This is a genomic window from Sinorhizobium sp. CCBAU 05631, from assembly GCF_002288505.1.
In the GTDB taxonomy this organism is placed as follows: domain Bacteria; phylum Pseudomonadota; class Alphaproteobacteria; order Rhizobiales; family Rhizobiaceae; genus Sinorhizobium; species Sinorhizobium fredii_C.
The window spans coordinates 1,883,065-1,905,900 of the sequence record NZ_CP023063.1; the positions used below are offsets into that span (position 1 = coordinate 1,883,065).

Annotated in this window: 20 protein-coding genes, 1 pseudogene and 1 riboswitch; of the genes and pseudogenes, 10 read left to right on the forward strand and 11 right to left on the reverse strand. The window is 62.4% G+C overall.

Annotation, left to right across the window (positions count from 1 at the left end):
• Positions 1 to 2: 2 nt before the first annotated feature.
• The gene (gene cobU / locus SS05631_RS09310) at positions 3 to 530 is read right to left on the reverse strand and encodes a bifunctional adenosylcobinamide kinase/adenosylcobinamide-phosphate guanylyltransferase (protein ID WP_037423639.1); all 528 of its coding nucleotides are present in this window, start codon (positions 528 to 530) and stop codon (positions 3 to 5) included.
• Positions 531 to 662: 132 nt separating this feature from the next.
• Positions 663 to 1,058: riboswitch (cobalamin riboswitch) on the reverse strand.
• A 235-nt stretch (positions 1,059 to 1,293) separates the two neighbouring features.
• Here cobU and SS05631_RS09315 point away from each other — a divergent pair.
• A complete protein-coding gene (locus tag SS05631_RS09315) occupies positions 1,294 to 2,271 on the forward strand; it encodes a FecR domain-containing protein (protein WP_095677965.1) in 978 nt (325 codons plus the stop codon).
• Between the two features lie 52 nt (positions 2,272 to 2,323).
• Here the strand turns inward: SS05631_RS09315 and SS05631_RS09320 are convergent, their stop codons facing one another.
• Positions 2,324 to 4,492: an adenylate/guanylate cyclase domain-containing protein gene (locus SS05631_RS09320; RefSeq protein WP_037423662.1), complete on the reverse strand. Its 2,169-nt coding sequence runs from the start codon at positions 4,490 to 4,492 to the stop codon at positions 2,324 to 2,326.
• A gap of 145 nt (positions 4,493 to 4,637) precedes the next feature.
• A complete protein-coding gene (locus SS05631_RS09325; protein ID WP_037423634.1) occupies positions 4,638 to 6,092 on the reverse strand; it encodes a cobyric acid synthase in 1,455 nt (484 codons plus the stop codon).
• A gap of 247 nt (positions 6,093 to 6,339) precedes the next feature.
• Here SS05631_RS09325 and SS05631_RS09330 point away from each other — a divergent pair, with 247 nt between their 5' ends.
• The 4 genes and pseudogenes from SS05631_RS09330 (at position 6,340) to SS05631_RS09340 (ending at position 9,236) form a co-directional block, all read left to right on the forward strand.
• Positions 6,340 to 6,483 (forward strand): hypothetical protein, encoded by a 144-nt coding sequence (locus tag SS05631_RS09330; RefSeq protein WP_086022791.1) that lies wholly within the window; start codon positions 6,340 to 6,342, stop codon positions 6,481 to 6,483.
• Positions 6,484 to 6,896: 413 nt separating this feature from the next.
• Entirely contained in the window at positions 6,897 to 7,895 is a 999-nt protein-coding gene (locus SS05631_RS09335) for a glycine betaine ABC transporter substrate-binding protein (RefSeq protein WP_037423631.1), read from the forward strand.
• 203 nt (positions 7,896 to 8,098) lie between these two features.
• A pseudogene (locus tag SS05631_RS31845) lies at positions 8,099 to 8,197 on the forward strand (proline/glycine betaine ABC transporter permease); the annotation flags it as partial.
• Positions 8,190 to 9,236, forward strand: a complete 1,047-nt coding sequence (locus SS05631_RS09340) for a glycine betaine/L-proline ABC transporter ATP-binding protein (RefSeq protein ID WP_037423628.1) — start codon at positions 8,190 to 8,192, stop codon at positions 9,234 to 9,236. The pseudogene SS05631_RS31845 and the gene SS05631_RS09340, both read left to right, overlap by 8 nt.
• A gap of 52 nt (positions 9,237 to 9,288) precedes the next feature.
• Here the strand turns inward: SS05631_RS09340 and SS05631_RS09345 are convergent, their stop codons facing one another.
• Positions 9,289 to 9,699: a 4-oxalocrotonate tautomerase family protein gene (locus SS05631_RS09345; protein ID WP_037423625.1), complete on the reverse strand. Its 411-nt coding sequence runs from the start codon at positions 9,697 to 9,699 to the stop codon at positions 9,289 to 9,291.
• Between the two features lie 106 nt (positions 9,700 to 9,805).
• Between SS05631_RS09345 and SS05631_RS09350 the strand changes: the two genes are divergently transcribed.
• Positions 9,806 to 10,669: a LysR substrate-binding domain-containing protein gene (locus SS05631_RS09350; RefSeq protein WP_037423622.1), complete on the forward strand. Its 864-nt coding sequence runs from the start codon at positions 9,806 to 9,808 to the stop codon at positions 10,667 to 10,669.
• Positions 10,670 to 10,780: 111 nt separating this feature from the next.
• Complete coding sequence (bmt, locus tag SS05631_RS09355; RefSeq protein WP_037423620.1) at positions 10,781 to 11,797, forward strand: betaine--homocysteine S-methyltransferase; 1,017 nt, start codon at positions 10,781 to 10,783, stop codon at positions 11,795 to 11,797.
• Positions 11,798 to 11,881: 84 nt separating this feature from the next.
• Here bmt and SS05631_RS09360 read toward each other — a convergent pair whose 3' ends face one another.
• Positions 11,882 to 13,807: an acyltransferase family protein gene (locus tag SS05631_RS09360; RefSeq protein WP_050988337.1), complete on the reverse strand. Its 1,926-nt coding sequence runs from the start codon at positions 13,805 to 13,807 to the stop codon at positions 11,882 to 11,884.
• Between the two features lie 304 nt (positions 13,808 to 14,111).
• On the opposite strand from SS05631_RS09360, the gene SS05631_RS09365 reads away from it, so the two are divergent.
• Positions 14,112 to 14,456: a hypothetical protein gene (locus tag SS05631_RS09365; RefSeq protein WP_037423613.1), complete on the forward strand. Its 345-nt coding sequence runs from the start codon at positions 14,112 to 14,114 to the stop codon at positions 14,454 to 14,456.
• Positions 14,457 to 14,673: 217 nt separating this feature from the next.
• Here the strand turns inward: SS05631_RS09365 and SS05631_RS09375 are convergent, their stop codons facing one another.
• From SS05631_RS09375 to SS05631_RS09395, 5 genes are all read right to left on the reverse strand, one after another.
• Complete coding sequence (locus SS05631_RS09375; RefSeq protein WP_037423611.1) at positions 14,674 to 16,671, reverse strand: VWA domain-containing protein; 1,998 nt, start codon at positions 16,669 to 16,671, stop codon at positions 14,674 to 14,676.
• A complete protein-coding gene (locus tag SS05631_RS09380) occupies positions 16,671 to 17,198 on the reverse strand; it encodes a sigma-70 family RNA polymerase sigma factor (RefSeq protein ID WP_037423609.1) in 528 nt (175 codons plus the stop codon). The genes SS05631_RS09375 and SS05631_RS09380 overlap by 1 nt, the downstream gene beginning before the upstream one ends.
• 118 nt (positions 17,199 to 17,316) lie before the next feature.
• Entirely contained in the window at positions 17,317 to 18,084 is a 768-nt protein-coding gene (locus tag SS05631_RS09385; RefSeq protein WP_037423660.1) for a phosphodiester glycosidase family protein, read from the reverse strand.
• 158 nt (positions 18,085 to 18,242) lie between these two features.
• Positions 18,243 to 18,947, reverse strand: coding sequence for a 4Fe-4S dicluster domain-containing protein (locus SS05631_RS09390; protein ID WP_037423606.1), 705 nt, complete (start codon positions 18,945 to 18,947; stop codon positions 18,243 to 18,245).
• A 107-nt stretch (positions 18,948 to 19,054) separates the two neighbouring features.
• Complete coding sequence (locus SS05631_RS09395) at positions 19,055 to 20,629, reverse strand: trimethylamine methyltransferase family protein (protein ID WP_037423604.1); 1,575 nt, start codon at positions 20,627 to 20,629, stop codon at positions 19,055 to 19,057.
• 519 nt (positions 20,630 to 21,148) lie between these two features.
• Between SS05631_RS09395 and SS05631_RS09400 the strand changes: the two genes are divergently transcribed.
• Positions 21,149 to 21,847 (forward strand): B12-binding domain-containing protein, encoded by a 699-nt coding sequence (locus SS05631_RS09400; RefSeq protein ID WP_037386375.1) that lies wholly within the window; start codon positions 21,149 to 21,151, stop codon positions 21,845 to 21,847.
• A gap of 105 nt (positions 21,848 to 21,952) precedes the next feature.
• On the opposite strand, the gene SS05631_RS09405 is transcribed toward SS05631_RS09400, so the two are convergent.
• Entirely contained in the window at positions 21,953 to 22,111 is a 159-nt protein-coding gene (locus SS05631_RS09405; RefSeq protein ID WP_083854228.1) for an entericidin, read from the reverse strand.
• 39 nt (positions 22,112 to 22,150) lie between these two features.
• Between SS05631_RS09405 and SS05631_RS09410 the strand changes: the two genes are divergently transcribed.
• Positions 22,151 to 22,771 carry a DUF1638 domain-containing protein gene (locus SS05631_RS09410; RefSeq protein WP_037423599.1) on the forward strand — a complete coding sequence of 207 codons (621 nt, stop codon included), beginning with the start codon at positions 22,151 to 22,153 and terminating at the stop codon, positions 22,769 to 22,771.
• The last annotated feature ends 65 nt before the right edge of the window (positions 22,772 to 22,836 follow it).

Below are 22,836 nucleotides of genomic sequence, written 5' to 3' on the forward strand. Positions count from 1 at the left end.
AATCAACCCTTCATTTTCAGCGGCAACCCGGCCGCGACGAAATAGACTTCGGCGGATTTCTCCGCGACGATTTGATGGAGGCGGCCGGCATGGTCGCGGAAGTCTCGCGCCATGCGGTTCTCCGGCACGATGCCGAGACCGACCTCATTGGAGACGATGATGACGCGCGCCTGCATGGCAGGCAGCAAGCCGGCAAGTGCCGCAAACTCGGCCGGCATGTCGCGCTCTTCCATCATCAGGTTCGTCACCCACAGCGTGAGGCAGTCGACAAGAATTACGCGCTCCGGTGCATCCAGTCGACGAAGCAGGCCGGAGAGATCGAGCGGTTCCTCGTGCGTTGCCCAGCCCTTGCCCTGCCGCGCGCCTTGGTGGCGGGCGATACGATCGCGCATTTCCTCGTCATAGGCGCGGCCGGTCGCAACATAGTGCATCCCGAGCCCCGACGCTTCGGCGAGCTTCTCCGCGAAACTGGATTTCCCGGAGCGCGCGCCGCCGAGCACGAAGACCGGACCGGCATTGGAGAATGTCATCCGACCAGATCCCATGCGAGGAAACTGGTGGGGACAAAGCAACGATAGCAAGCGGACGCGTGACGGGCACGCGCAGAAGACGATAAATAAGCCACGACAACCTCCGTGCTGGCATTGGGGAGGACTCCCCCGGGCGATGCCCTGATGGACGGCAGGTCTCCTGGCTCTCGGCGTCACGGGCAAGCGCTGCGCACGCGGTGCCCAGCGCTATTGGGCCCGAACGGGTCCGCCTTGCCTTCCCGGCGTCTGCTGGCTCGTGAAGGCGGACGATTCGTAGAAAGAGAGGCGTCCAGCCCGGCTGCTCACGATGCCACGCCAGTGGCTTTTCCGGCGTGCCTCCAATTCCGCGACAACTGCCCCATGCAGTTTCACCGGAAGAGGTGCGGCATGCCCGATGGCGAACCCTGACCGTTCTACAGTCGCGGGGTCGGCTGCGATAAGGGCGCCCGGTGTGGGTCCGCCCGTCGCATTCCCATTTACTCTCCCGCGCCGCTTCGGTGCGGGGGAACCATCCAATGCGTTAATTATGAAGCGGATGCGGCAAAGTCAATCGACGGTCTGCGACGCGAGGTCGGCAAGTTGCGGCAGCGCGAGGCGCGTCGCCAACTCGGCGCCTTTCTCCTAATCCGAACGGGTAGGCAGACGCCCGTCCCAAGCGCGTGATAAAACGGGCATTCGAACCCGAGGCGGCTCCGATGCTTCGCCACGGTGTTCGATTATGTCCACGGCACTGAATTTGTCAGTTCAGCCTGGAGGGGGTGCGATGGCATATCTGCGTCGTGCCGCATTTGTCGCGCTGAGTGTCGCGCTTTACGGCTCCATGCCAAGCAAGGCCGCCGAACCGATTGGTCAGGCGATCCGGATCAAGACTGAGGTCAGCGGAGCGAGCGGACCACTGGTCGTCACGGACCCGGTGCATCGCGACGAGCGGATTCGGACATCCAGATCCGGCCTTGGCCAGTTCGTCTTCCGAGATGGAAGCAAGCTTGCCGTCGGTGCCGGCTCGTCGGTCGTCATCGACAAATTCGTCTTCGACGACTCGAGATCGGTGCAGAAGCTGACCGTCGCGGCGGCGAAGGGAACGTTTCGCTGGATCAGCGGCAACTCGGGGCACTCGGCCTACCAGATCCTGACACCGGCCGGAACCATCGGCGTTCGAGGCACGGTCTTCGACTTTTACGTCGGCGGAGACGGCACGACGGCAGTGGTGCTCCTGAGCGGCGCTGCCGAATTTTGCGGCCGAGGCGGCTGTCAACAGCTGACGCGGCGCTGCGACTGCGTGGTCGCCCGTCCCAATGGCGATATGACCGATACGCGACGGGTCGACCGAAGCATCCTCAGGACACTCGGCAACCAGCAGGCCTTGCCATTCCTCTCCGGCAGGCAGCAGCTGTCGCCCGGATGGAGCGGCACCGGCTGCGGCCTTTCAGCTGAGATCCAGATCCGTCCAGATCGGGTCCGGCCGCTCGTCGCACCGCCACCCGAACCGGCTCCGCCTGTCGAGACGCCGCCCCAACCCAAGCCACCCAAACCCGACAAGCCTCACAAACCCGACAAGCCTCACAAACCCGACAAGCCTCACAAACCGGACAAGCCCCAAAAACCAGAAAAGCCGGGCAAGCCGGACAAACACGACAAGAGCTGGCACGATAAACCGAACAAGTTCGACAGGTCGGACAGGCCGCGCAACCGTGATTACTCGCACGACCGGAGCAGGGTCCGTTCGTTCGGGCGACGGTGACTGTAATTGAAGTGCCGAAAAGCGGCGCCTTTTGCATCAGTCGGCGAAGCACCTATTCGCCAGCCGCATCCTTCGCCGTCGACTCACCAATGAAATGTTCGCCGCGCCGCGAAATCCGCCGATAGAACTCCGACAAGCCGGGCGTCAGCGCGGACGCCTTGAGCTTTGCCACGCCCAGCATGCGCCGGCTCTCGGGGGACCGTGCGCGCAAAGCGTCGACCAGCCGCCGATGAACTTCGAAGAGCTCGGCGAATTCATCCGACTCGGCCAGTCGCTCGTCACCAACGACTCCAAAGAGCCTCGTTCGCGTGCTCTTACCCTTGAGCCCCAATGCTCCGGCCTCCAGCAGGGCGCAGCCGCCAGCCAAATTTGCCGTCGCCTCCGACACGAGGATATCGTAGCCGATCTCCTTGCAGGCGGATTCGATGCGCGCCGCCACATTGACGGTGTCCCCGACCGCCGAATAGTTGAAATGCGTCTCGGCGCCCATGTTGCCGACGCAGGCAAGGCCGGTGTGGATTCCAATGCCGATGGCAACGCTTTGCCCCGCCCCGAAACCGAAGGCATCCTTGTCATTGAGACGAGCAAGCGTTTCGCGCATCGCCAAAGCCGCGCGAACGGCCCTGCGAGGATGATCTCTGACATCGACGGGGGCGTTCCAGAAGGCCATGATCGAGTCGCCGATGAACTTGTCGAGTGTGCCCTCGTTTTCGATGACGTGTCGGCTCAGCGCATCGAGAAGCGTATTCAGGAACCCGACAACCTCGGTCGGCGCCAAACGCTCGCTGATCTCGGTGAAGTTGCGCACGTCGACGAACATGATCGTCAGCTCACGATCGTCTCCCCCGAGCCTCAGTGCGTTCTGCGTGTGCTCGACGCGATAAAGCAGCGACGGCGACAAATATTGGCCGAAGGCGCGCCGGACGACGCGACGCTCCCGGTCGGTCACCAGGAAGCGATAGGCCGTCGCGGCGAAATGCGTGACCAATCCGGAAAAGATCGGAGCAAGCGGGTCGAAGAGCAGTCCCGCGTAGAGAAACGCAGTCCAGGAGGCCGCGAGAGCCAAGCCGGTGATCAGCAACCCGCAGGCGAGCGCCACGCCGGGGCTGACGAAGGTGGTCACCATGACGAGGAGGGTGCCTGCAATGGCGATCGACAGGATCTCGAGCCCTTCGGCCCAGTCCGGGCGCGAGAGGAAGCGACCGGACAGGATCTGCTCGACGGCCTGGGCATGAAGCGAGACTCCCGGGACATTATGGCCGAGAGCCGTGGTGCGGATATCGAGCAAACCGGCAGCCGAGGTGCCGACGAAGACGATGCTGCCTTCGACCGCCGCCCTGACATCCTCGGGAGCACCCGCTGCGGCAAGCACGCGCCCGGCCGATACATATCTTTCCGCCCGGTCCTCACTGACATAAAGCCAGAGCTCGCCGGCCGCCGTGACCGGCACGGCGAAATCGCCGATCTTGATCCGGGTTATCGTATCGGGCACCTCCGTCGCGCCGGCCAGCAGATAGGTGGAAGCCCCCTGTGCGACACGCAGCGCCTCGAGCGCCAAATTCGGATAGAGCTGCGCGCCGTCGCTGAGAAGGAGCGGCACCGCCCGTACGACCGCCGACGGGCTGTCGGGATTGAGGCTGATATGCCCGATGCCGGCTGCATTGGCCTCGAGCGCCGGCCGAAGCGGGGTTGCGGCAGTCAGGCGCGGCGGCGCTCCGAAAGGGCTCTCGCCGGTGAAGGCGAAGCCGGACTTTACCGGCGGCCGGTAACTCCCCGCATTCGAAAGGCCGAAACCCAGCACCACCGGCTTGCCGGCAATCGCCCCGGCAAAGATCTCGTCATTGTCCGGCAGCCGCTCCAGCAAAGCCGGATCGATCCCGCTGACGTCGCGCAGAACGGTGCGCGGCGACAGTCGATCGGGCTCGGCGAACAGGATGTCGAAGGCGATGACGGCGGCGCCCATTTCCGAAAGCCTGTCGACCAGCGCAGCCAATCGATCCCTTGGCCAAGGCCACTGGCCGAACTCGCTCAGCGACGCCTCGTCGATATCGACGACCCGCACGGGCAGGTTTTCGAAGGGCCGCGGCGCCAGGCGCTGGTATTCGTCGAAGGTGATTTCGCGGGCGAATCTCAGCAGTTGTGGATCGCTTGCCCGCAGCACCGTCAGAGCCGCGACAATTGCCAGTCCGATAAGAACGCCGACCAGCTGGGCGCGTGTCATGACCGCCGACCTTTGTGCCGGGCGGCGGCAAGACTTGTATTTTTCTGAAAACCGGTCTGCCGCCTCGCCCGCCATGCTGCATCCTTCGCAGCGGCCATGCAATATCGACCAAAGAGATGAGTGTCACCCGCCGGCGGCACGGCAGCTAGCCGAGCAGGCCGTTAAGCCAGGCGCGGTCGAGCACGTCTTCTAGCTCCGAGGCAATCTCGTCGAGCGCGCCGTCGACCGACTGGCGATAGTTGGCGCCTCCGCCTGCAATCCCAAGGCTCTTCAGCAGTGCGGCGCGATAAGCGTCGCTACCGAAGAGCCCATGCAGATAGGTTCCCATGACGCGGCGATCCGGCGACATGGCGCCATCGGGGCGATCGTCGATCGTCACCGGGGCCCGTTCGCAATCTGCCCCGACGGTCTTGCCGAGATGGATCTCATAGCCGTCAAGCGCCACGTCATGCTCCAGCGACCAGGCACGGCTGTTGCGCACGGTCTTTTCCGGCGCCATTTCGGTTTCGACGGAAAGCAGGCCGAGCCCGGCGATATCGCGGTCGCTTCCCTCGATGCCGAGCGGATCGGTGACGCGGAGGCCGAGCATCTGATAACCGCCGCAAATGCCGATCACCCGGCCGCCGCGGCGGACGTGACGCTCGAGATCGCGGTCCCAGCCCTGCGCCCGAAAATCCTTGAGATCCGAAATCGTAGATTTCGAACCGGGGATGACGACAAGCCCCGCGTCGTCGGGGAGCGGCATGCCCGGCCGAACGAAGACGAGTTCGACCTCCGGTTCTGCCGCAAGCGGATCTAGATCATCGAAATTGGCGATGCGTGACAGGACGGGCACGGCGACTTTCAAAGCCTTGCCACCGCCGCGCGCCAGCCTCTCGAGAACGACGGAATCCTCGGCCGGCAGCCGCCCGGCGCTTTTCAGCCAGGGCACGACACCGAAACAAGGCCAGCCGGTGAAGCGGCCGATCGCCGCGATGCCATCGTCGAAAAGCGTGACGTCGCCGCGAAACTTGTTGATGAGATAACCGGTGACCATCCGCCGGTCCTCCTCCGGCAGGATTGCATGGGTGCCGACCAGCGATGCGATGACGCCGCCGCGATCGATGTCGCCGACGAGAACCACCGGGACATCGGCGCGCGTGGCGAAACCCATATTGGCGATGTCGCCGGCCCGGAGGTTGATCTCGGCCGGCGAACCGGCGCCCTCGACAACGACGAGATCGGCGCCGGCCGAGATGTGCTCGAAACTCTCCATCACGGCGCCGAGCAGCTTAGGCTTCAGGGCCTGATATTCCCTGCCCTTGGCCTGCCCCGCGACCTTGCCCTGCAGAATGATCTGACTTCCGACATCGGATTGCGGCTTCAGGAGCACCGGATTCATGTGCACCGACGAGGGCACGCGGGCGGCGAGCGACTGCAGCCACTGCGCCCGGCCGATTTCGCCGCCGTCATCGGAGACGGCCGCATTGTTCGACATGTTTTGCGGCTTGAAAGGCCTCACCTTAAGACCGCGATTGGCGGCGAGCCGGCAGAGGCCTGCCACCAATACCGATTTTCCGACATCCGAGCCGGTCCCCTGGAGCATGATCGCGTGTGTCATGCGGTCTCCGTAGCATCGAAACACTCTGCCGCAAAGTCCTGTCTCGACGCTATTTCACGGCATTTGCTGCTAGCCGCGATCACGGCCCGTGTCACCCGCTCATCAAGCGTGCGACGAACATTGGAGCGCTAGTCAAAATGCGACATGCGATGCCGAGTCCAGGATCGAAAAATACCTGTCCCACGCCTATATCGCCGCCATCGCAACAACCGGGAAATGAACCGGACTCTCGAAGGCAGGAAAAACCATGCTGTTCATCTTCAGCAAGCCGAATTTTGTTCAAATCGCCTGGAACGCACAGGCGCCGCGCAGCCAATCCCGCGTACGCAACATCCCGGCCGACGCGCCATTCGGCCCGCTCGGCTTCATCCGCACGTCGAACGTCGGGTAATCGGCCTTTCGTGCTCTGACTTTGGCGACGTTCTGCGTCTTTCAAATGGACCGCATACTATCGCGGCGATCGCTCGAAGGCGCGCCTTGCCCGCAAAGTGTCGAGCTGGCCAGGGAGGCAGGTCCGGTACGCAACACCTGAACCGGACCTGCGGCAGTCGCCCGCCGCAGCAAACAATTAGCCTGACATTCTTACCGGATGGTTAGTGAGAGCTTAACCAAACATGAATTCGCACTTTTTTCGAGTTCATCGCGCGATCCTCCGTTGAAAGAGCAACCGGCGCGGCCGCGCCTTACTTAATAGCAGTGCCTCGAACCGCACTCCATTCCAGATCATTTGAAGAGGTTGATTTCTCTTCGAAAACACCTAGGCTGATTGGTCGTGGGCCGCGTAAGGGCGGGAGGCCTGGGAACATGACGAAACTCCTCGCAATCACGTTCGCCGCCGCTGGCATCTGGGTCCTGGCCGGGCCGACGCGGGCCGCCGAGTGCGGCGAGATCAGCATTGCCGAAATGAATTGGGCTTCGGCAGGCATCGCCGCCCATGTCGACAGACTTATTCTCGAGAACGGCTATGGCTGCACCGTCTCCCTGGTCGCCGGCGACACCATGCGGACCTTTGCATCGATGAACGAGAAGGCCGAGCCTGACATGGCACCGGAGCTCTGGATCCATTCCGTGCGCACCCAGCTCGAAGCGGCAGTCAAGGAAGGCCGCCTTATTCAGGCTGCCCCGATTCTCAGTGAAGGTGGCGTCGAAGGCTGGTGGATTCCAAGATTCCTCGCCAATGCCCATCCGGAGATCAAAACCGTCCAAGATGCCCTGAAGCATCCGGATCTGTTCCCCGCGTCCGACGATCCCGCCAAGGGAGCGATCCACAGTTGCCCCTCCGGCTGGAACTGTCGGATCTCGACAACCAATCTCTACAAGGCACTCGGTGCGGAGAAGGCGGGCTTCAAGCTTGTCGACCCCGCTTCGGCAGCCGAGCTTGACGGTTCCATTGCCGAAGCCTTCGAGAAGAAGACGGGTTGGCTCGGCTATTATTGGGCGCCGACGGCAATCCTCGGCAAATATGAAATGATCCGGCTCTCCTTCGGCGTCGACCACGACAGGGCGGAATGGGACTCCTGCTCGGCCGTGCCGAACTGTCCAAGTCCAAAGGTCAACTCCTATCCGGTTTCGGACGTGTTTACCGTGGTGACCAAATCCTTTGCCGAAAAGGCAGGCATCACCATGGATTACGTGAATGCCCGCGGATGGGACAATGCGACGGTCAATAAAATTCTCGCCTGGATGGATCAGAACCGCGCGACAAACGAGGACGCCGCACGGTATTTTCTCGAACACTTTCCGGACATTTGGGCGAAATGGGTGAGCCCGGACGTCGCAGAAAAGGTGAAGGCGGCGCTTTGAGGCTGTCCTTGCTGTGGACCGAGACGGGACCTCTTGCACTCGGTCGCGCTGCGGATCGAATGTTTCGCGACGAAGCGGCCGCGCCCCGCGTCGCAAACAGCACAGCAGTGGACCTGTTCCGCTGTCACATTGCTCAAGGGGAACCTGGAAGCGGTTGCGCCCGTGCACGCGCCCAAAGAAGCGCAACGGCGGAACGCAGCTCCAGCGGTGTTGCACTAATCGGCAGCGCCATCATTTTCGATCGTGCAAGCCAAGCCTTCGGTAGGTGGCTGCAGAAGCATTCGGAGGTAGTTTATGGCTAGTCGCGCAATCGAGGTGAAGAACCTCTACAAGATCTTCGGTCCGCGCGGGCACGAATATATCGATCCTGTCAAGAACGGCATGAGCAAGGCCGAGCTCAACGAGAAATACGGTCATGTTCTCGGTTTGCAGGACATCAACATCTCGATGCCCGGCGGCTGCATAACGGTGGTTATGGGCCTTTCCGGTTCCGGCAAATCGACGCTCATCCGCCACATCAACCGGCTGATCGACCCGACCGCCGGTGAAGTGCTCTATGACGGCGTCGACGTCTGCAAGATGAACCAGAACGACCTTCGCCAGTTCCGTCGCCACAAGACAGCAATGGTGTTCCAGAAGTTCGCGCTGCTTCCACACCGCACGGTGCTCGAAAACACCGTTTACGGCCTGGAAATTCAGGGTATCGATCAGCGCGAGAGCGAGAAGCGGGCGCTTGGCTGGATCGACCGCGTAGGCCTCAAGGGCTTCGAGAAGCACTATCCGAACCAGCTTTCGGGCGGCATGCAGCAGCGCGTCGGACTGGCCCGGGCACTGACCAACGACGCCGAGATTCTGCTGATGGACGAGGCCTATTCGGCGCTCGACCCGCTGATCCGCGTGGACATGCAGACGGTGCTTCTCGAATTGCAAAAGGAATTGAAGAAGACCGTGGTGTTCATCACGCACGATCTCGACGAGGCCCTGCGCCTCGGCGACAAGATCGCCATCCTGCGCGACGGCCGTGTGGTGCAGCAGGGAACCGGCCAGGAAATCGTGCTTGCGCCGGCGGACGATTACATCACCGCCTTCGTCAAGGAGGTAAACCGCGGCCGGGTCGTTCATGTCGAGACGATCATGCGGCCGCTGTCCGGCAATCCGGAGGGCCTCGCGATCGCGGCAGATACGGTCCTCGAGGCGGCCGCCCGCACAATGACGAGTGCGCATATCAACACCGCCCACGTCGTCGACGCCAATGGCCGCCCGATCGGGGCCATCGACCTGCATACGATCATCGGTGCCATGGTGACGCCGACAAGTCACGGCGACCGAAAGGCGGCATGAGCGCCTTCACCGGCTTAGAGGGGCGACCGAGGCGGTTGCCCCTCTCCCACTTCTAAGCGGCTGGCTGCAAATTGCCGCTGATGAAGCGAAACTCCTGCGTCTTGCCGCCAAAGCCGTAAGCTGCGGCCGCTACCTCGTGAACAAGCACGTAACTTTCGGGATGAATCGTTCCGAGCAGGCCCTCGAACCCGGCATAGACTGCCTCGATATAGCTTGCGAGCTCCTGTTTCGTATTGGTGCCGTCGACAACCTTGATATCGAGCCAGAAACTCGAGGTCTGCTGTGATGCGATCGACCTCCCCCCCGCAAACCAATGGTGCGGATCGATATAGCTGATCGTAACGGCCGTCACGGTCGGATCCTTGCGCAGGTGCAGGCGCGTCAATTCGCTGACGGATGCCGCGATCTGCGCGGAGAGGCTTGAGTTCGGCGAAGCCGCAACGGCGATGCTGATGATCGGCATGAGAGTTCCTTTCTCGGGATGAATGCGGTGACGAAGTAAGCCTGTCATCATCATTGCATCCATAAAATCGAATTGTGCGGCATCTACAATTCTGTATTATTGAACCATGAGGATGATCGACCCGGAACTCTTGCGCACTTTTCTTGCCTTCGCGGAGGGCGGTTCGCTCGCCCGGGCCGCGGACGTCGTCAGCCGTTCACCGTCGGCCGTGACGGCGCAGATGCAGCGGCTGGAAGCGCTGGTCGGCGAGGCGCTTCTCGCACCGGCCGGGCGCGGACGCTCCTTGACACCTGTGGGTGAGGAATTCGTCGGTCATGCCCGTCGCATCCTCGACGCCCATCGTGACGCATGGTTGAGCCTCAAGGGCGCCCGCGCCGACGGCCGCGTGGCGATCGGGAGCACCCAGGATTTTGCAGACACGGCGCTTCCGGATCTGCTCGGCCGCTTCGCCCGCTCGCATTCGCGGGTTCGCCTCGACCTTCGGATCGGCCGCACGAAGGAACTGGCGGCCGCATACGAGCAAGGCCAGATCGACATCGTCCTGGCGATGCGGCAAGGGCCTTCGGCAGACGAACTGCTTGTCTTGCGCGATCCGATGATCTGGTTGTGTGCCGAGAGGGGCCTGACTTTGCCCGACGCCGATCTCCCAGTGGCTGTGCTCGACCCGCCCTGCGGTTTCCGCGCTGCCGCGATTGCCGCGCTCGAGGCGATCAACCGCCCCTTCCGCTTGGCTGCAACCAGCCCGAGTCTTTCGGGTCTGCGGGCCGCGGTCCTCAGCGGCATCGCTGTGACGGCGCGCACCGATCGTTTTCTGGGCACCGGGATAACGGCCGCCCCGAAGCACCTCGATCTGCCGGCGCTGCCCGACGCGGAATTCAGCCTGCGCCTACGCCCCAACGCAGAACCCGCCTCGATCGACCTCGCCCGTCTTCTGGCGGATGAACTGCCGCGGCTCTCGGCGGGCACGTAGTCGCTAACGGTCAGCCGCGAGGTTCGATACACATTTAGCTTGCTTCCTCATGCGCAAACACATAAAGATATGTTTATATCTTGCTACAAGCCATTCAGCCGGGAAACGCCGATGTCCATCGCAGCCAACGCCCTCTCCGACCTCCTCGCCTTGAAGGGCGTTCTGCTTGCCGACGGCGCGACCGGGACGTCGCTCTTCGCGATGGGTCTCGAGGCCGGCGAAGCGCCGGAACTCTGGAACGAGACCAGGCCGGAAAACATCACCAAGCTGCATCAGGATTTCGTCGACGCCGGCGCCGACATCATCCTGACCAATTCCTTCGGCGGCACGCGCCACCGGCTGAAGCTCCACCAGGCGGAAGACCGGGTGCATCCGCTCAACAAGCGCGCCGCCGAGATCGCCCGTGCCGTCGCCGACAAGGCGCCGCGCAAGGTAATCACCGCCGGCTCCGTCGGCCCGACCGGCGAGTTGCTGGTGCCGCTCGGCGCCCTCTCCTATGAGGACGCGGTCGCGGCTTTTGTCGAGCAGATCGAGGGCCTCAAGGCCGGCGGCGCGGAAGTCGCCTGGATCGAGACGATGTCCTCGCCGGACGAGATCCGGGCAGCCGCCGAGGCCGCCACCAAGGTCGGCCTGCCCTTCGTCTACACCGGTTCCTTCGATACTGCCGGCAAGACGATGATGGGCCTGCACCCTAAGGACCTTCACACGGTCGCGGCAGACATCGGCGAAGGCCCGGTCGCGGTCGGCGCCAATTGCGGCGTCGGCGCATCCGACATTCTGTCCTCGCTCCTCGACATGACCGCCGCCAATCCCCAGGGCACCGTCGTCGTCAAGGGCAATTGCGGCATTCCCGAGTTCCGCGGATCGGAGATCCACTATTCCGGCACGCCGCCGCTGATGGCCGAATATGCGCGCCTGGCCGTCGATGCCGGCGCCAAGATCATCGGCGGCTGCTGCGGCACGTCCTGCAATCACCTCGCCGCGATGCGTCTTGCCCTCGACAATCACACCAGGGGCGAGCGCCCGACGCTCGAGGTCATCGTCGAAAAGATCGGCCCCTTGCGCAACAAGACGGCCAATGAGGGCGCCGCCGCCCCGGTGCGCGAACGGAGAAGTCGCCGCGCATAGCCTGCCCCGGTCTTCAGAGCGTAACTCTTCTCGTGGAGGCGATAGCGGCCCCCGGTTGCGGGAAGTTTTCGCCTGACCGATCGATCACAGGGCTGCCGATGGGGGCGAAGGTTGCGCCGGTGAGACCTGTGCGGATACCGGATCGCTCTTCGCTGCATCGACAAAGGAGCGGTAGAAGTTGAGCGCGCGGCCCATCTGTCGCGATCCTTGCGCGGAGAAATGCCCATGGTCCTCGAAAAGCTCTACGCCCTGATCCTCGACCTTGCAGGCATCCGCATCGCAAAGATAATCCATGAAGCTGACAACGGGATACTCGTCGGCGATATCGGCGACGACCTGTAGTATGTCCTTGTCGTGGACGCGAACATTCTTGAGCGGCAACTCGCAGCGCTCAATCGGTTGATCCAAGAGTCTTGCCCGCGCAACGCAAAGGCCGGTGTCGCGGCCGTCATGCGGCGTCGGCGCGACGAACACGGCCTCAAAACCATTTGCCTTTAGCCAGGCAAGCGTCGAGCGCAGGCTGGTGGTGAGGGTCTTCACCTCGGTGGGGACTTCCCGCCTTCCTTCGACGAGCACCATCTCTTCCGTCAGGTACTGGCTAAGCTGCGATGACAGGACGACATAGCGGATCGACTTGTTCGCTACCAGGAAACGCCGCACATCATCATTATGCTGGGCGCATTCCTTCGGCCAGCTCGGGCCAAGCCGCGGCGCCATCGGGGACAGGTCGAGAAACGGCCCGCAATTGTTTTTGGTAAGTTGTAGCAACCGGACGTCAGGCTTCGAGGCAATGATGCCATCAACCAGATGTCGTGCAAAGGAATCGCCCCAAACGGCCATTTCGGGTGTGTGGCTTGTAGCGCATTTGAGATCGACCACCGCATCGCACCGCTTGCCGAGGCCGACACTCGAGCCGGTCAGCCGCGCCAAGTCCCGCTTTTGCGCAACCATCCCGTCCGTCCCATCAAGGCCAAGGCCCAAAAGGATTGCCACGGCACCAGAGGCGATCGTGAAACTAAAGACGGCGCGCCGTCCGAAACGGGCTCGTTTGCGGAACGGCTGCTCGACATAGCGCCAGCTGAAATAGGCCAATACGAAGCAAATCGCGATCAGCAGCAAGTAACCGAAACGTGGAATCTCGTCGATCCAACGCAAGCGCGCGAAGGCGAAGACCGGCTGATGCCAGAGATAGAGGCTATAGCTTAGAAGTCCGATCGCCACCAAGGGCCGCCACGAAAGCAGTTTGCCCACGACCGTGTATCCGTGTGCAAAGGCGAGCACGAGAGTGGTTCCAAGCACCACCGGCAGCGTCGTCCAGCCGGGGTAGTAAGCCGTTCCTTGGAGGAGGATGTAACTGGCGGCGATGGCGCAAAGACCGAGCGCTGCCAGGATCTCACGCATTCGTTGGGGAAAATCGAATTGCCTCTCATTGGCAATCGCCAGCATTGCACCGATGCCGAGCTCCCAAAAGCGGCTCGGCAGCAGGTAGAAATTTGCGGCCGGATCGATGCGGGCAAGAATCTGCGTGGCTCCAAAGCTGAGGATAACGCCAGTCGCCAGGAGGTTCATCACCTTAGCCACCGAGTAGCGGCGAAGCGCGAGTAGAAGCAGGGGCAACGCAATGTAAAACTGCTCCTCGACGGCCAGTGACCAGGTGTGCAGAAGGGGCATCAAGTCCGTGTTCGGCGCGAAATACCCGGTCTGACCCCAGAACAGGAAATTCGACCCGAGAAGGCTCACCGCATAAAGGCTCTTGCCGAAATTGTTGAGCTCCTGCGGCAGCATCCAAAGAGCGGCGAAGGCGGTCGAAACGGTGCAGATGAAGAGCAAAGCTGGCGCAAGACGCCTCGCGCGGCGTTCGTAGAATCCGACAATGCTGAAGCTACCGTCGCGGATTTCGCGGTGGATGATCGCCGTGATCAGATAACCACTGATGACGAAGAAAACGTCTACGCCAGCAAACCCGCCCCCGATGAAGCCAAAACCAGCATGGAAGAGAAGCACGGGCATGACCGCGAGCGCGCGCAGTCCATCAATTTCGGGTCTGTATTGTAGCAACTGTGGAGCACCTCGTTCAGAGCTTGCCGGTTAACATGGCCCTGCCGAAGCCGCCACTGCGCGGTCGGGTATATCCACATTGGTGTGATTTCTATGGCACGGCCGACTTGATAAGCGGACTAGGCTGACGCAGCGCGCTGTCCGCGCGCTCCACTGGTAGAGGTTCGGGAGTTCGGCAAAGACGACCGCAAGCTATCAATTGCAGATGGAGGGAGAGTCGCCTATCCGAGGATGTGCGACCAACGGAGATAAATCCATGAGCACGCCAGCCGCCTTCCCCGACCGGGACACGACCGCCGCCAAGCTTTCGAGCTTCGGCGAAGCGGAGCAGGCTTTCGTCAAGCTGCTGATGGAAAATCCGGAACAGGATGAAGATCTGATGGAGGGGTTGCACCGCCACCTCGACCTTGCCGCCGAAGCGCGGTTCCTGAATACGCTGAAACTCGAAAGAGTCGGAGAATGGCTCGGCAACGAGGCGCCGCCGCGTCTTCAGATGCGCCTTATGGAGGTGGCCCGCTCCAGCCAGCATGCGGCCTATCAGGCGTTCCGGAACGGGCTGATCAAATCCGGTGGATTGCAGCGCGCCTTTCCAAAGGCGTGACGAGGACGAGCGTCAGGCGGGCAGCATCTGCGAAATTCCAGCGTACCGCTGTCGTATACCGTGCTGCCAGCCACTCCTGACGGTTCTCGGCGCGCAGGAGTTGCCCGCCCTACAGCGCCGCGCGTCTTATCAGACGCGCAAAGGCCGCTGTCGCAGTTTGAATTGCTGCATTCTTTGTCCTTAAATCGAGGTCGATAAGGAGACATGCAGCAGGCAGCTACTGCTTTGCGCCCGAAAACCCTTTCGCCAACCGCACCAGATTGACGAACTCGCCGCGGTAGCCGAACGGATCGGTGCCCTTGGCGGCGGCGGCGAGATCGGCGATCGCCGGATAGGAGTAGTCGGCAAGGCCCGGATTTCCGGCAAGCTTCTGGCCGAACGCCGCGACGGCGATGGAGAAGCGGACATCAGCCGACGCCTCGGCGAGGTTCGGCACCGCATTTTCCTCGGTGATCGGGGTGGTGATCAGCTCGCTCCTGTCGCCGTCCGGCTTCTTGTAGCGGATTTTCAAGAAAGCGAGTTCGCCGGCGTGAGCCGCAGTTGTTGCCGGCTTCTCGGCGGTCGCATAGCGGAGCTCGTCGTTGAGCACGGCCGGGCTGCCCTTGGGCGTCACCTCGTAGATCGCCGTCACGCTGTGGCCGGAGCCGATGTCGCCTGCATCGACCCTGTCGTTGTTGAAATCTTCGCGCTTCAGCGCCCGCGTCTCGTAGCCGATCAGCCGGTACTCGACGATCGCCGCCGGATTGAACTCCACATGCAGCTTCACATCCTTGGCGATCGGGAAGAGCGACGACCCCGCCTCTTCGACGAGCGTTTTCTGCGCCTCCGCCAGCGTGTCGATGTAAGCAGCAACGCCATTGCCGTTCTGGGCGAGCGTCTGCATCAGCGCGTCGTTGTAGTTGCCCCGACCGAAGCCGAGAACGGAGAGAAAGACGCCGCTTTTGCGCTTCGCTTCGACCACGCGTCTCAATTCCTCGTCGCTCGACGGCCCGACATTGAAGTCGCCGTCGGTCGCGAGCAGGATGCGATTGACGCCGTTCTGGACGAAGGCTTTCTCCGCCAGCCGATAGGCAGCGTCGATGCCCTCGGCACCGGCCGTCGAGCCGCCCGGTTGCAGCGTGTCGATCGCCTCCAGTATCTTCGCCTTGTCCTTGACCGCCGTGGGTTCAAGCACCGTGCCGGCATTGCCGGCATAGGTGACGATCGACACTGTATCGTCCGGTCTCAGCCGTTCGACCAGCAGCCGGAAAGCATTCTTCAGAAGCGGCAGCTTGTCCGGTTCGTCCATGGAGCCGGAGACGTCGATCAGGAAGACGAGGTTGGCTCTCGGCGCCTCCTGCTGAACCACCTCATAGCCCTTGATCGCCACATGCATCAGCCGCGTTGCTGCGTTCCATGGCGTCGGCGTCACTGTGACGGTGGCCTTGAACGGCTCCGCAGCCGTCGTCGGGCGCGGCCAATCATAGGGGAAATAATTGATCATCTCCTCGACGCGTACGGCATCGTGGTTCGGCATCTCGCCCTCCATCAGAGATCGGCGGACGAAGGCGTAAGAGGCCGTATCGACATCGACGGAGAAGGTCGAGACCGGCTCGGTCGCAACGCTTTTTACTGGACTGGCATCGGCGTTGCCGAAGCGCTCGCGGCTTTCTGTCGGCGGCGGAAGGATATCGTCTGGCACGGCCGGCGCCGGCATGAGTGCGGCGCGGCCACGCGCGGCAAAGCCCACCGTCCCGCCTTCGGCAGCGGGCGCTGTGGCCGTATCGGCCGCAGCGCTTGCCGTCGCCTCGTTTTCGGCGGCCTCGCGAGGCACCTCGCTGAGGTCCGAGCCGGACCCGGGGAAAAGCTCTCCCCGCTCGATGGTCGCAGGCGCAGTCGATTTCGGCTGCGGGCGCGGTACTGGCTTGGCGGCCACCTGCACCTCCGCGTCGCGTGAAAAATCGCTGCGAACAAGTTCCAGCGTCAGGAAGGCGGCGGCCGGGACGACGATCAGCATCGCCAGGGCCGATCCCGCAAGAAATTTCCGGTTCATGATAGGGCTCCATATCCGGTTGAGGATGGAGCTTTGACGCGCGGGCTTCGTCGTTCCTTGGGTGGGGATCGAATTTTCCGCCGCGTCATAGGCCTGCATCGCGGCGGCGAGCGCCCGCGCCCGTGCCGCGTCCATCGGCTTCGGCGGCGTCCGTCCGGACAGCATATCGAGTTCGTCGGTCATCACACAGCCTCCTTGCCGAGCAGCGTCCGCAAGCGTTTCCGCGCCTCATGGACGTGCCAGGAGATGGTCGCTTCCGAGCAGCCAAGCACATCGGCGGCTACCGCATGGCTGAGACCCTCGGCATAAACGAGCAGTACGGCATCGCATTGCTTTTCCGGCAGCGCCCGCACCGCCGCCCAAAGCGCCTCGCGCCGCTCCTCGTCATCACCTGCGGACATTGCGGAGAGCGCCGAATCGGATGCATAGGCCTGCATCTTCCGCTCGTCGCGCGCCAGCCGACGCCGATGATCACGGGCTGCATTCAGCGTTAACATATAGAGCCAGGTGCGAAAGCGGCTGGTGCCGCGGAAGCCGCGAATCGCCGAGCCAAGCCTTATGCAGACCTCCTGGGCAATATCCTCCGCATCGGCCTCATTGCCCGACCACCGCCAGGCGACCGCATGGACAAAGTCATAGTGGCGCTCGATCAATCGGCCAAAGGCCTCGCGATCGCCGCTCACCGCCCGTTCAACGAGTTCCGCGTCCAAATCCCTGCCCGCCCAATCCCTGCACGCACAATCCCTGCCCGCTCTGTCCTATTTCAAGCTTAGACGGTCGCCGACCGCCATTCCTTGGGTGGAGCCGACAAATTCTTTTGCGGTGCGCTCAATGCGGAAACCTCGCGACGACGGCGATGATTGGCCCGAGCGGAAACAGCCGGTCGTGGCGGTTGATCTCCGGCGCATAAAGGCTCGAAATCGTGCCGTCGAGGAACAGCGCGTTGGGGCAGTCAAGCGCGTCCCGGAAGAGCGTCGCGAAATCGTGGAAGCGCACCGGCCGCTTCGAGACCGCGAAAACCACCTGGCCTTCCGTCGTCACACCGACGCCGTTGCGGGTTTTGAAACTGTCGCTGTCCGGCAGGAAGCGCGGGTGAAGCTTGCCGTCGATCACCAGCATCGGCCCGGATTGCGTGGCAAAGCGCGGTGTGATGCCGGCGTCGCGGTAAGCCTCTGCCGCCATAACGCCTGCCTTGCCGTCCGTCACGTAGAAGACGCCGTTCGGCAGCAGGTGGAAATTGCCCCAACCCGGATTGGTGTTGAGCGGGGCCTGCTCTCCGCCTTCTTCAATGTGCAGGCCGACCGGAGAAAGGTCCTCGTGATACATGCCGCCATTCATGGCGAAGACGAGATATTCGTCGCGATGGCGCAATTCGAGCGACAGCGCCTTGAAGGATCTGAACGGAACGCCCGCATGGTCCTTGTTGTAGAGGCGAATGTCGCTTGCGGCGGGATCGAAGCTGCAGGCGATGTAGTCTTCACCACGGTGGCTCACGTTGCGGCAGGAAGTGCCTGCAGCGTCGGCCGGCGCGGATTTGGCAAAGCCGCCCGTGAGAAGTGCGGCGCCGATGAGAAGGCCTTTTGGAAACAGTGGCATGGTTCGCGACTCGAAGCGGATCGTGACGTAACATCGCATGGATTGCGGCGGTTTGATGCGCGATTGCTGAGTGCTCCGGATTGGCAAGTCAATCACGGCGCAGGAGGGCATTTTCACGGTCCATCATGACCGACTGGGGCCGACTGAGAGCAACCAGTCTAAAGCCTCAGTGCCGCCATATGGAAACGGAGTTGCGCATCCGGGTAGCGAAAGTCTCGCCCTACCGGACAGACATCGCGCGAAAGGCAGCCAAGCGCGAGGCAGCCGCCAGGCTCCTCCTTTGACCTCAAATGCGTGCGGCAGCGAGCGACATCGAATGCGCGGGCGGCCAAGGCATCAGCCGGACAGGCCGAAATGCACGGCTTTCCCACACAAGCATCGCAAGGATGGCCAGTTGAAACTTTGCCCGTCTGCGGAAGTACCCGATCAAAGCCGAGCGCACCGCGATAGCCGTGCCAGAGACCATATTTGGGGTGGATGAGGATGCCGAGCGGCGATGGTTTCAAGCCCTCGGCGCGCATTGCCCATCGCTGGAATGGCTGCCAGGGCGGATCGGACGGGTAATAGGCGGTGGCGTCGAGCCGCTCCGCGACAGGTTGGATTATCTGCTTCGACCAATTGTCGAGTGGATCCGTGCCGCCTTGATCCGGCTGGTCTGCTCGCCAACGGCTGAACGGCTCCCACAGTGAGCCACCGATATTGCCGACGAGCAGGACGCTCGCGGCAGGCGCGCCGCCCTTTAGCTGGGGAGCCGCCTCGCCGGCCACAAAATTCACAGTGCCACGCAAAAAAAGACCGTGCGGCTCGAGAGCCGCACGGAGCATTTGAACAAGATTGTCGTCACAAGCGGAGGCCGCCGTCATTTCGGTTTCGGCCCCTGGGTTTCGTAATGCGGGCGCCAGACCTCCTTCTGGATCATGTCGGCCACCTGCGCCGCGCCGCCTTGCTCCCTGGCTCGCTCGGGAGCCTTTCAGGTGAAGGCGTCCGGCATCGAATCCTTGCGCTTGGCGATATAGTCCTTGAGCGCATCGTCGATCGCCGGATCGAGATAGGGTGCCTCGTAGTGTTCGAGCCACGAGCGGGCGAGCGCGTTGGCGCGCTGCTCGATCCGCTTCTCGCCTTCGATTTCCCACTGTTCGAAGGAATTGTTGTCGGCGAGCGGCGAGCGGTAGAAGGCCGTCTGGAAATTGGCCTGGGTATGGGAGCAGCCGAGATAGTGGCTGCCGGGGCCAACTTCGCGGATCGCGTCGAGCGCCTGCGCATTCTCCGAAAGATCGACGCCTTCAGCCATCTTCTGCATCATGCCGAGCTGATCCTGGTCGATCATGAACTTCTCGTAGGACGAGACCAGACCGCCTTCGAGCCAGCCGGCCGCGTGCAGCACGAAGTTGGTGCCGGCGAGCAGCGTCATGTTGATCGTGTTCGCCGATTCGTGTGCCGCCTGGGCATCCGGAACCTTGGAGCCGCAGAGCGAACCGCCGGTACGGAACGGCAGGCCGAGGCGGCGGGCAAGCTGGGCGGCGCCATAGGAGACAAGCGACGGCTCCGGCGTGCCGAAGGTTGGGGCACCCGACTGCATCGAGATCGAGGCGGCGAAGGTGCCGAAAAGCACCGGCGCGCCCTTGCGGATCAGCTGGGTGAACGAGGCGCCGGCAAGAACCTCGGCCAGAATCTGCGTCAGCGTCCCGGCGACGGTCACCGGGCTCATCGCGCCGGAAAGAATGAAGGGCGACAGCACGCAGGCCTGATTATGGCGCGCGTAGACCTTGAGCGCGCCCACCATCGTCTCGTCGAAGACCATCGGCGAATTGGCGTTGATCAGGTTCAGCGTCACCGTATTGTTCTCGACGAAATCGTCGCCGAAGACGATCTTCGCCATGGCGATCGTGTCTTCGGCCCGTTCCGGCGCCGTCACCGAGCCCATGAAGGGTTTGTCGGAATAGCGGATATGGCTGTAGACCATGTCCAGATGGCGCTTGTTGACCGGGATGTCGACCGGCTCGCAGACCGTGCCGCCCGAGGAATGGACGGACGGCGCCATGTAGGCAAGCTTCACGAAATTGCGGAAATCCTCGATCGTCGCATAGCGGCGGTTGCCGTCGAGATCGCGGACGAAGGGCGGGCCGTAGACCGGTGCGAAAACCGTCGCCTTGCCGCCGATATGGGCGTTGCGCTCCGGATTGCGCGCATGCCAGGTGAAGTTCGACGGCGCGGTCTTCAAAAGCTCGCGGCAGAGGCCCTTCGGGAAATGGACGCGCTCGCCGCGCACATCAGCTCCCGCCGCCTTCCAGAGCTCCAACGCTTCCGGATCGTCACGGAATTCGATGCCGATCTCTTCCAGAACGATGTCGGCATTGCGCTCGATGAGCTGCAACCCCTCCTCGTCGAGAACTTCGTACTCGCGAATCTTGCGCTGGATATAGGGCAGAGACGGTCCCGGACCGCCGCCGGTGCGGGAGGCCCGGCGGGCTGCCGCCCCACGTCCCTCGCCACGCGCGCGGCGTCCGCCGCCTTCGATCGCGCCTTGTTCTGTAACGTCGCTCATTCGCTCATTCCTCTCCCGCCACGTCTTCGCACGAAGGACGCTGCAACATTTCGGTAGGTGGGCGCATAGTCCTTTCCGCCGGTCGAATCCAGTAGCGGCACCATGCGCCCGGCATGGATTTGGCCTAATGCTACCAAGCCGCCGGATCGGTACGGGTCTCAATGCGCCAACAGGTGGCGCAACTTAGACACTCGACCGGCCCCGTCCACACGGTCCGTTGGTGCCGCGTGAAACCGTGGCTGTGTGCCGGCCATTACCTAAACGCTTGCTCAGCTGCCTAAACTAACACCTTGAACTGTTGCATAATTTTACCGGGCGGCGGATTCCGCATCGGTGAATTATGCGATACGACTGGCATGACAAACGATGGGAAGCACCGCGTCGTCGTTTTTCACCATATGCGACGTCGCTTTCGAAAAGAGATTTTTAGGCGCCGCCCGTTAAGGATGGGACAACGCGTCCGGAGTGTTATCGTGCCACTCCCGCGAAACGACTATGCCAGGAACCGAGGACCCTACTATGGCAGATGATGAAATCATTCTCGAGGACCTTTCCGACGAGGAACTCGTGCAGCAGATGCATGACGACCTTTATGACGGTCTCAAGGAGGAAATCGAGGATGGCACCCGCATCCTCCTCAAGCGCGGCTGGACGCCCTACGACATCCTGACCCAGGCGCTCGTCGAAGGCATGCGCATCGTCGGCATCGACTTCCGCGACGGCATTCTCTTCGTGCCGGAAGTTCTGCTTTCCGCAAACGCGATGAAGGCCGGCATGACCATCCTGCGGCCGCTGCTCGCCGAAACCGGCGCACCGAAGCTCGGCAAGATGGTAATCGGCACCGTCAAAGGCGACATTCACGACATCGGCAAGAACCTCGTCGGCATGATGATGGAAGGCGCCGGCTTCGACGTCGTCGACCTCGGCATCAACAATCCGGTCGAGAACTATCTGGAAGCGCTCGAGCGCGAGCAGCCCGACATCCTCGGCATGTCGGCGCTGTTGACGACGACGATGCCCTACATGAAGGTTGTCATCGACACCATGAAGGAGAAGGGCCTGCGCGACGATTACGTCGTTCTCGTCGGCGGCGCGCCGCTCAACGAGGAATTCGGCAAGGCCGTCGGCGCCGACGCCTATTGCCGCGACGCGGCGGTCGCCGTCGAAACCGCAAAGGATTATATGCGGCGCAAGCACAACCAGCTTGCCGCCGGCTGAGTCCAACTGATGCAGAAAAACGCCGGCTGTGCGGATGAAACCGACAGCCGGCGTCTTTGTTTATTATAAAGCGAGGCCGCTCGCCTCCCTACAGCCGCGTGGCGGTCAATTGGCCGCTCGGGCGACCCGGCGCCCGGCTCCCTCTGTGGCGTTCACGGTATTCGCAGTATCCTGCCCCATGCCGCGGATCGTATTGGCGCAGGAACTCAGGGTTGAGAGCGCTACCAGAAGAGCGCCGATCATCGCGATGGACCTTATTGTCATGACCGTGATTCCTTTGTGTTGATACAAGGCGGAATAAAGATGGAAAACGCACCGTCGGCAAGAGAACGTGCACAGCCAAAGAAAGTTCACGTCATTGGTTGCGGCGCCATCGCGCGTGAAATTCTTGCGATCTGCGAGGCCAACAAGCTCGACCATATCGAGCTCAACTGTCTTCCCGCCATCTGGCACAACACGCCGGAAAAGATCGTGCCGGGCCTTCGCGACGCGATCGCCCGCGCCCGTTCCGACGGCTTCGAGCGCATCTTCATCGCCTATGCCGATTGCGGTACGGGCGGTCTCATCGATCGGCTCTGCGAGGAGGAAGGCGTCGAGCGGATTCCCGGCCCGCACTGCTATTCCTTCTTCGCCGGCAATGCGGATTTCGCCGCCCGTTGGGACGACGACCTCACGGCCTTCTTTCTCACCGACTTCCTCGCCCGCCAGTTCGAAGCATTCGTCGTCGAGCCGCTCGGCCTCGACCGGCATCCGGAACTGCGCGACATGTATTTCGGGCACTACCGCAAGCTCGTCTATCTATCGCAGGTGGAAGACGAGGCGCTCAAGGAGAAGGCCCGCCGCGCCGCCGACTATCTCGGCCTCGCCTATGAGTACCGCTTTACCGGCTACGGCGATCTCAGCCGGTCGTTGATTGAGGCGTAATGCTCGGGCAATTGACCCCGTGATATATTATTGGCTACCCGCTTAAGACCACGGTAACGCCTGTG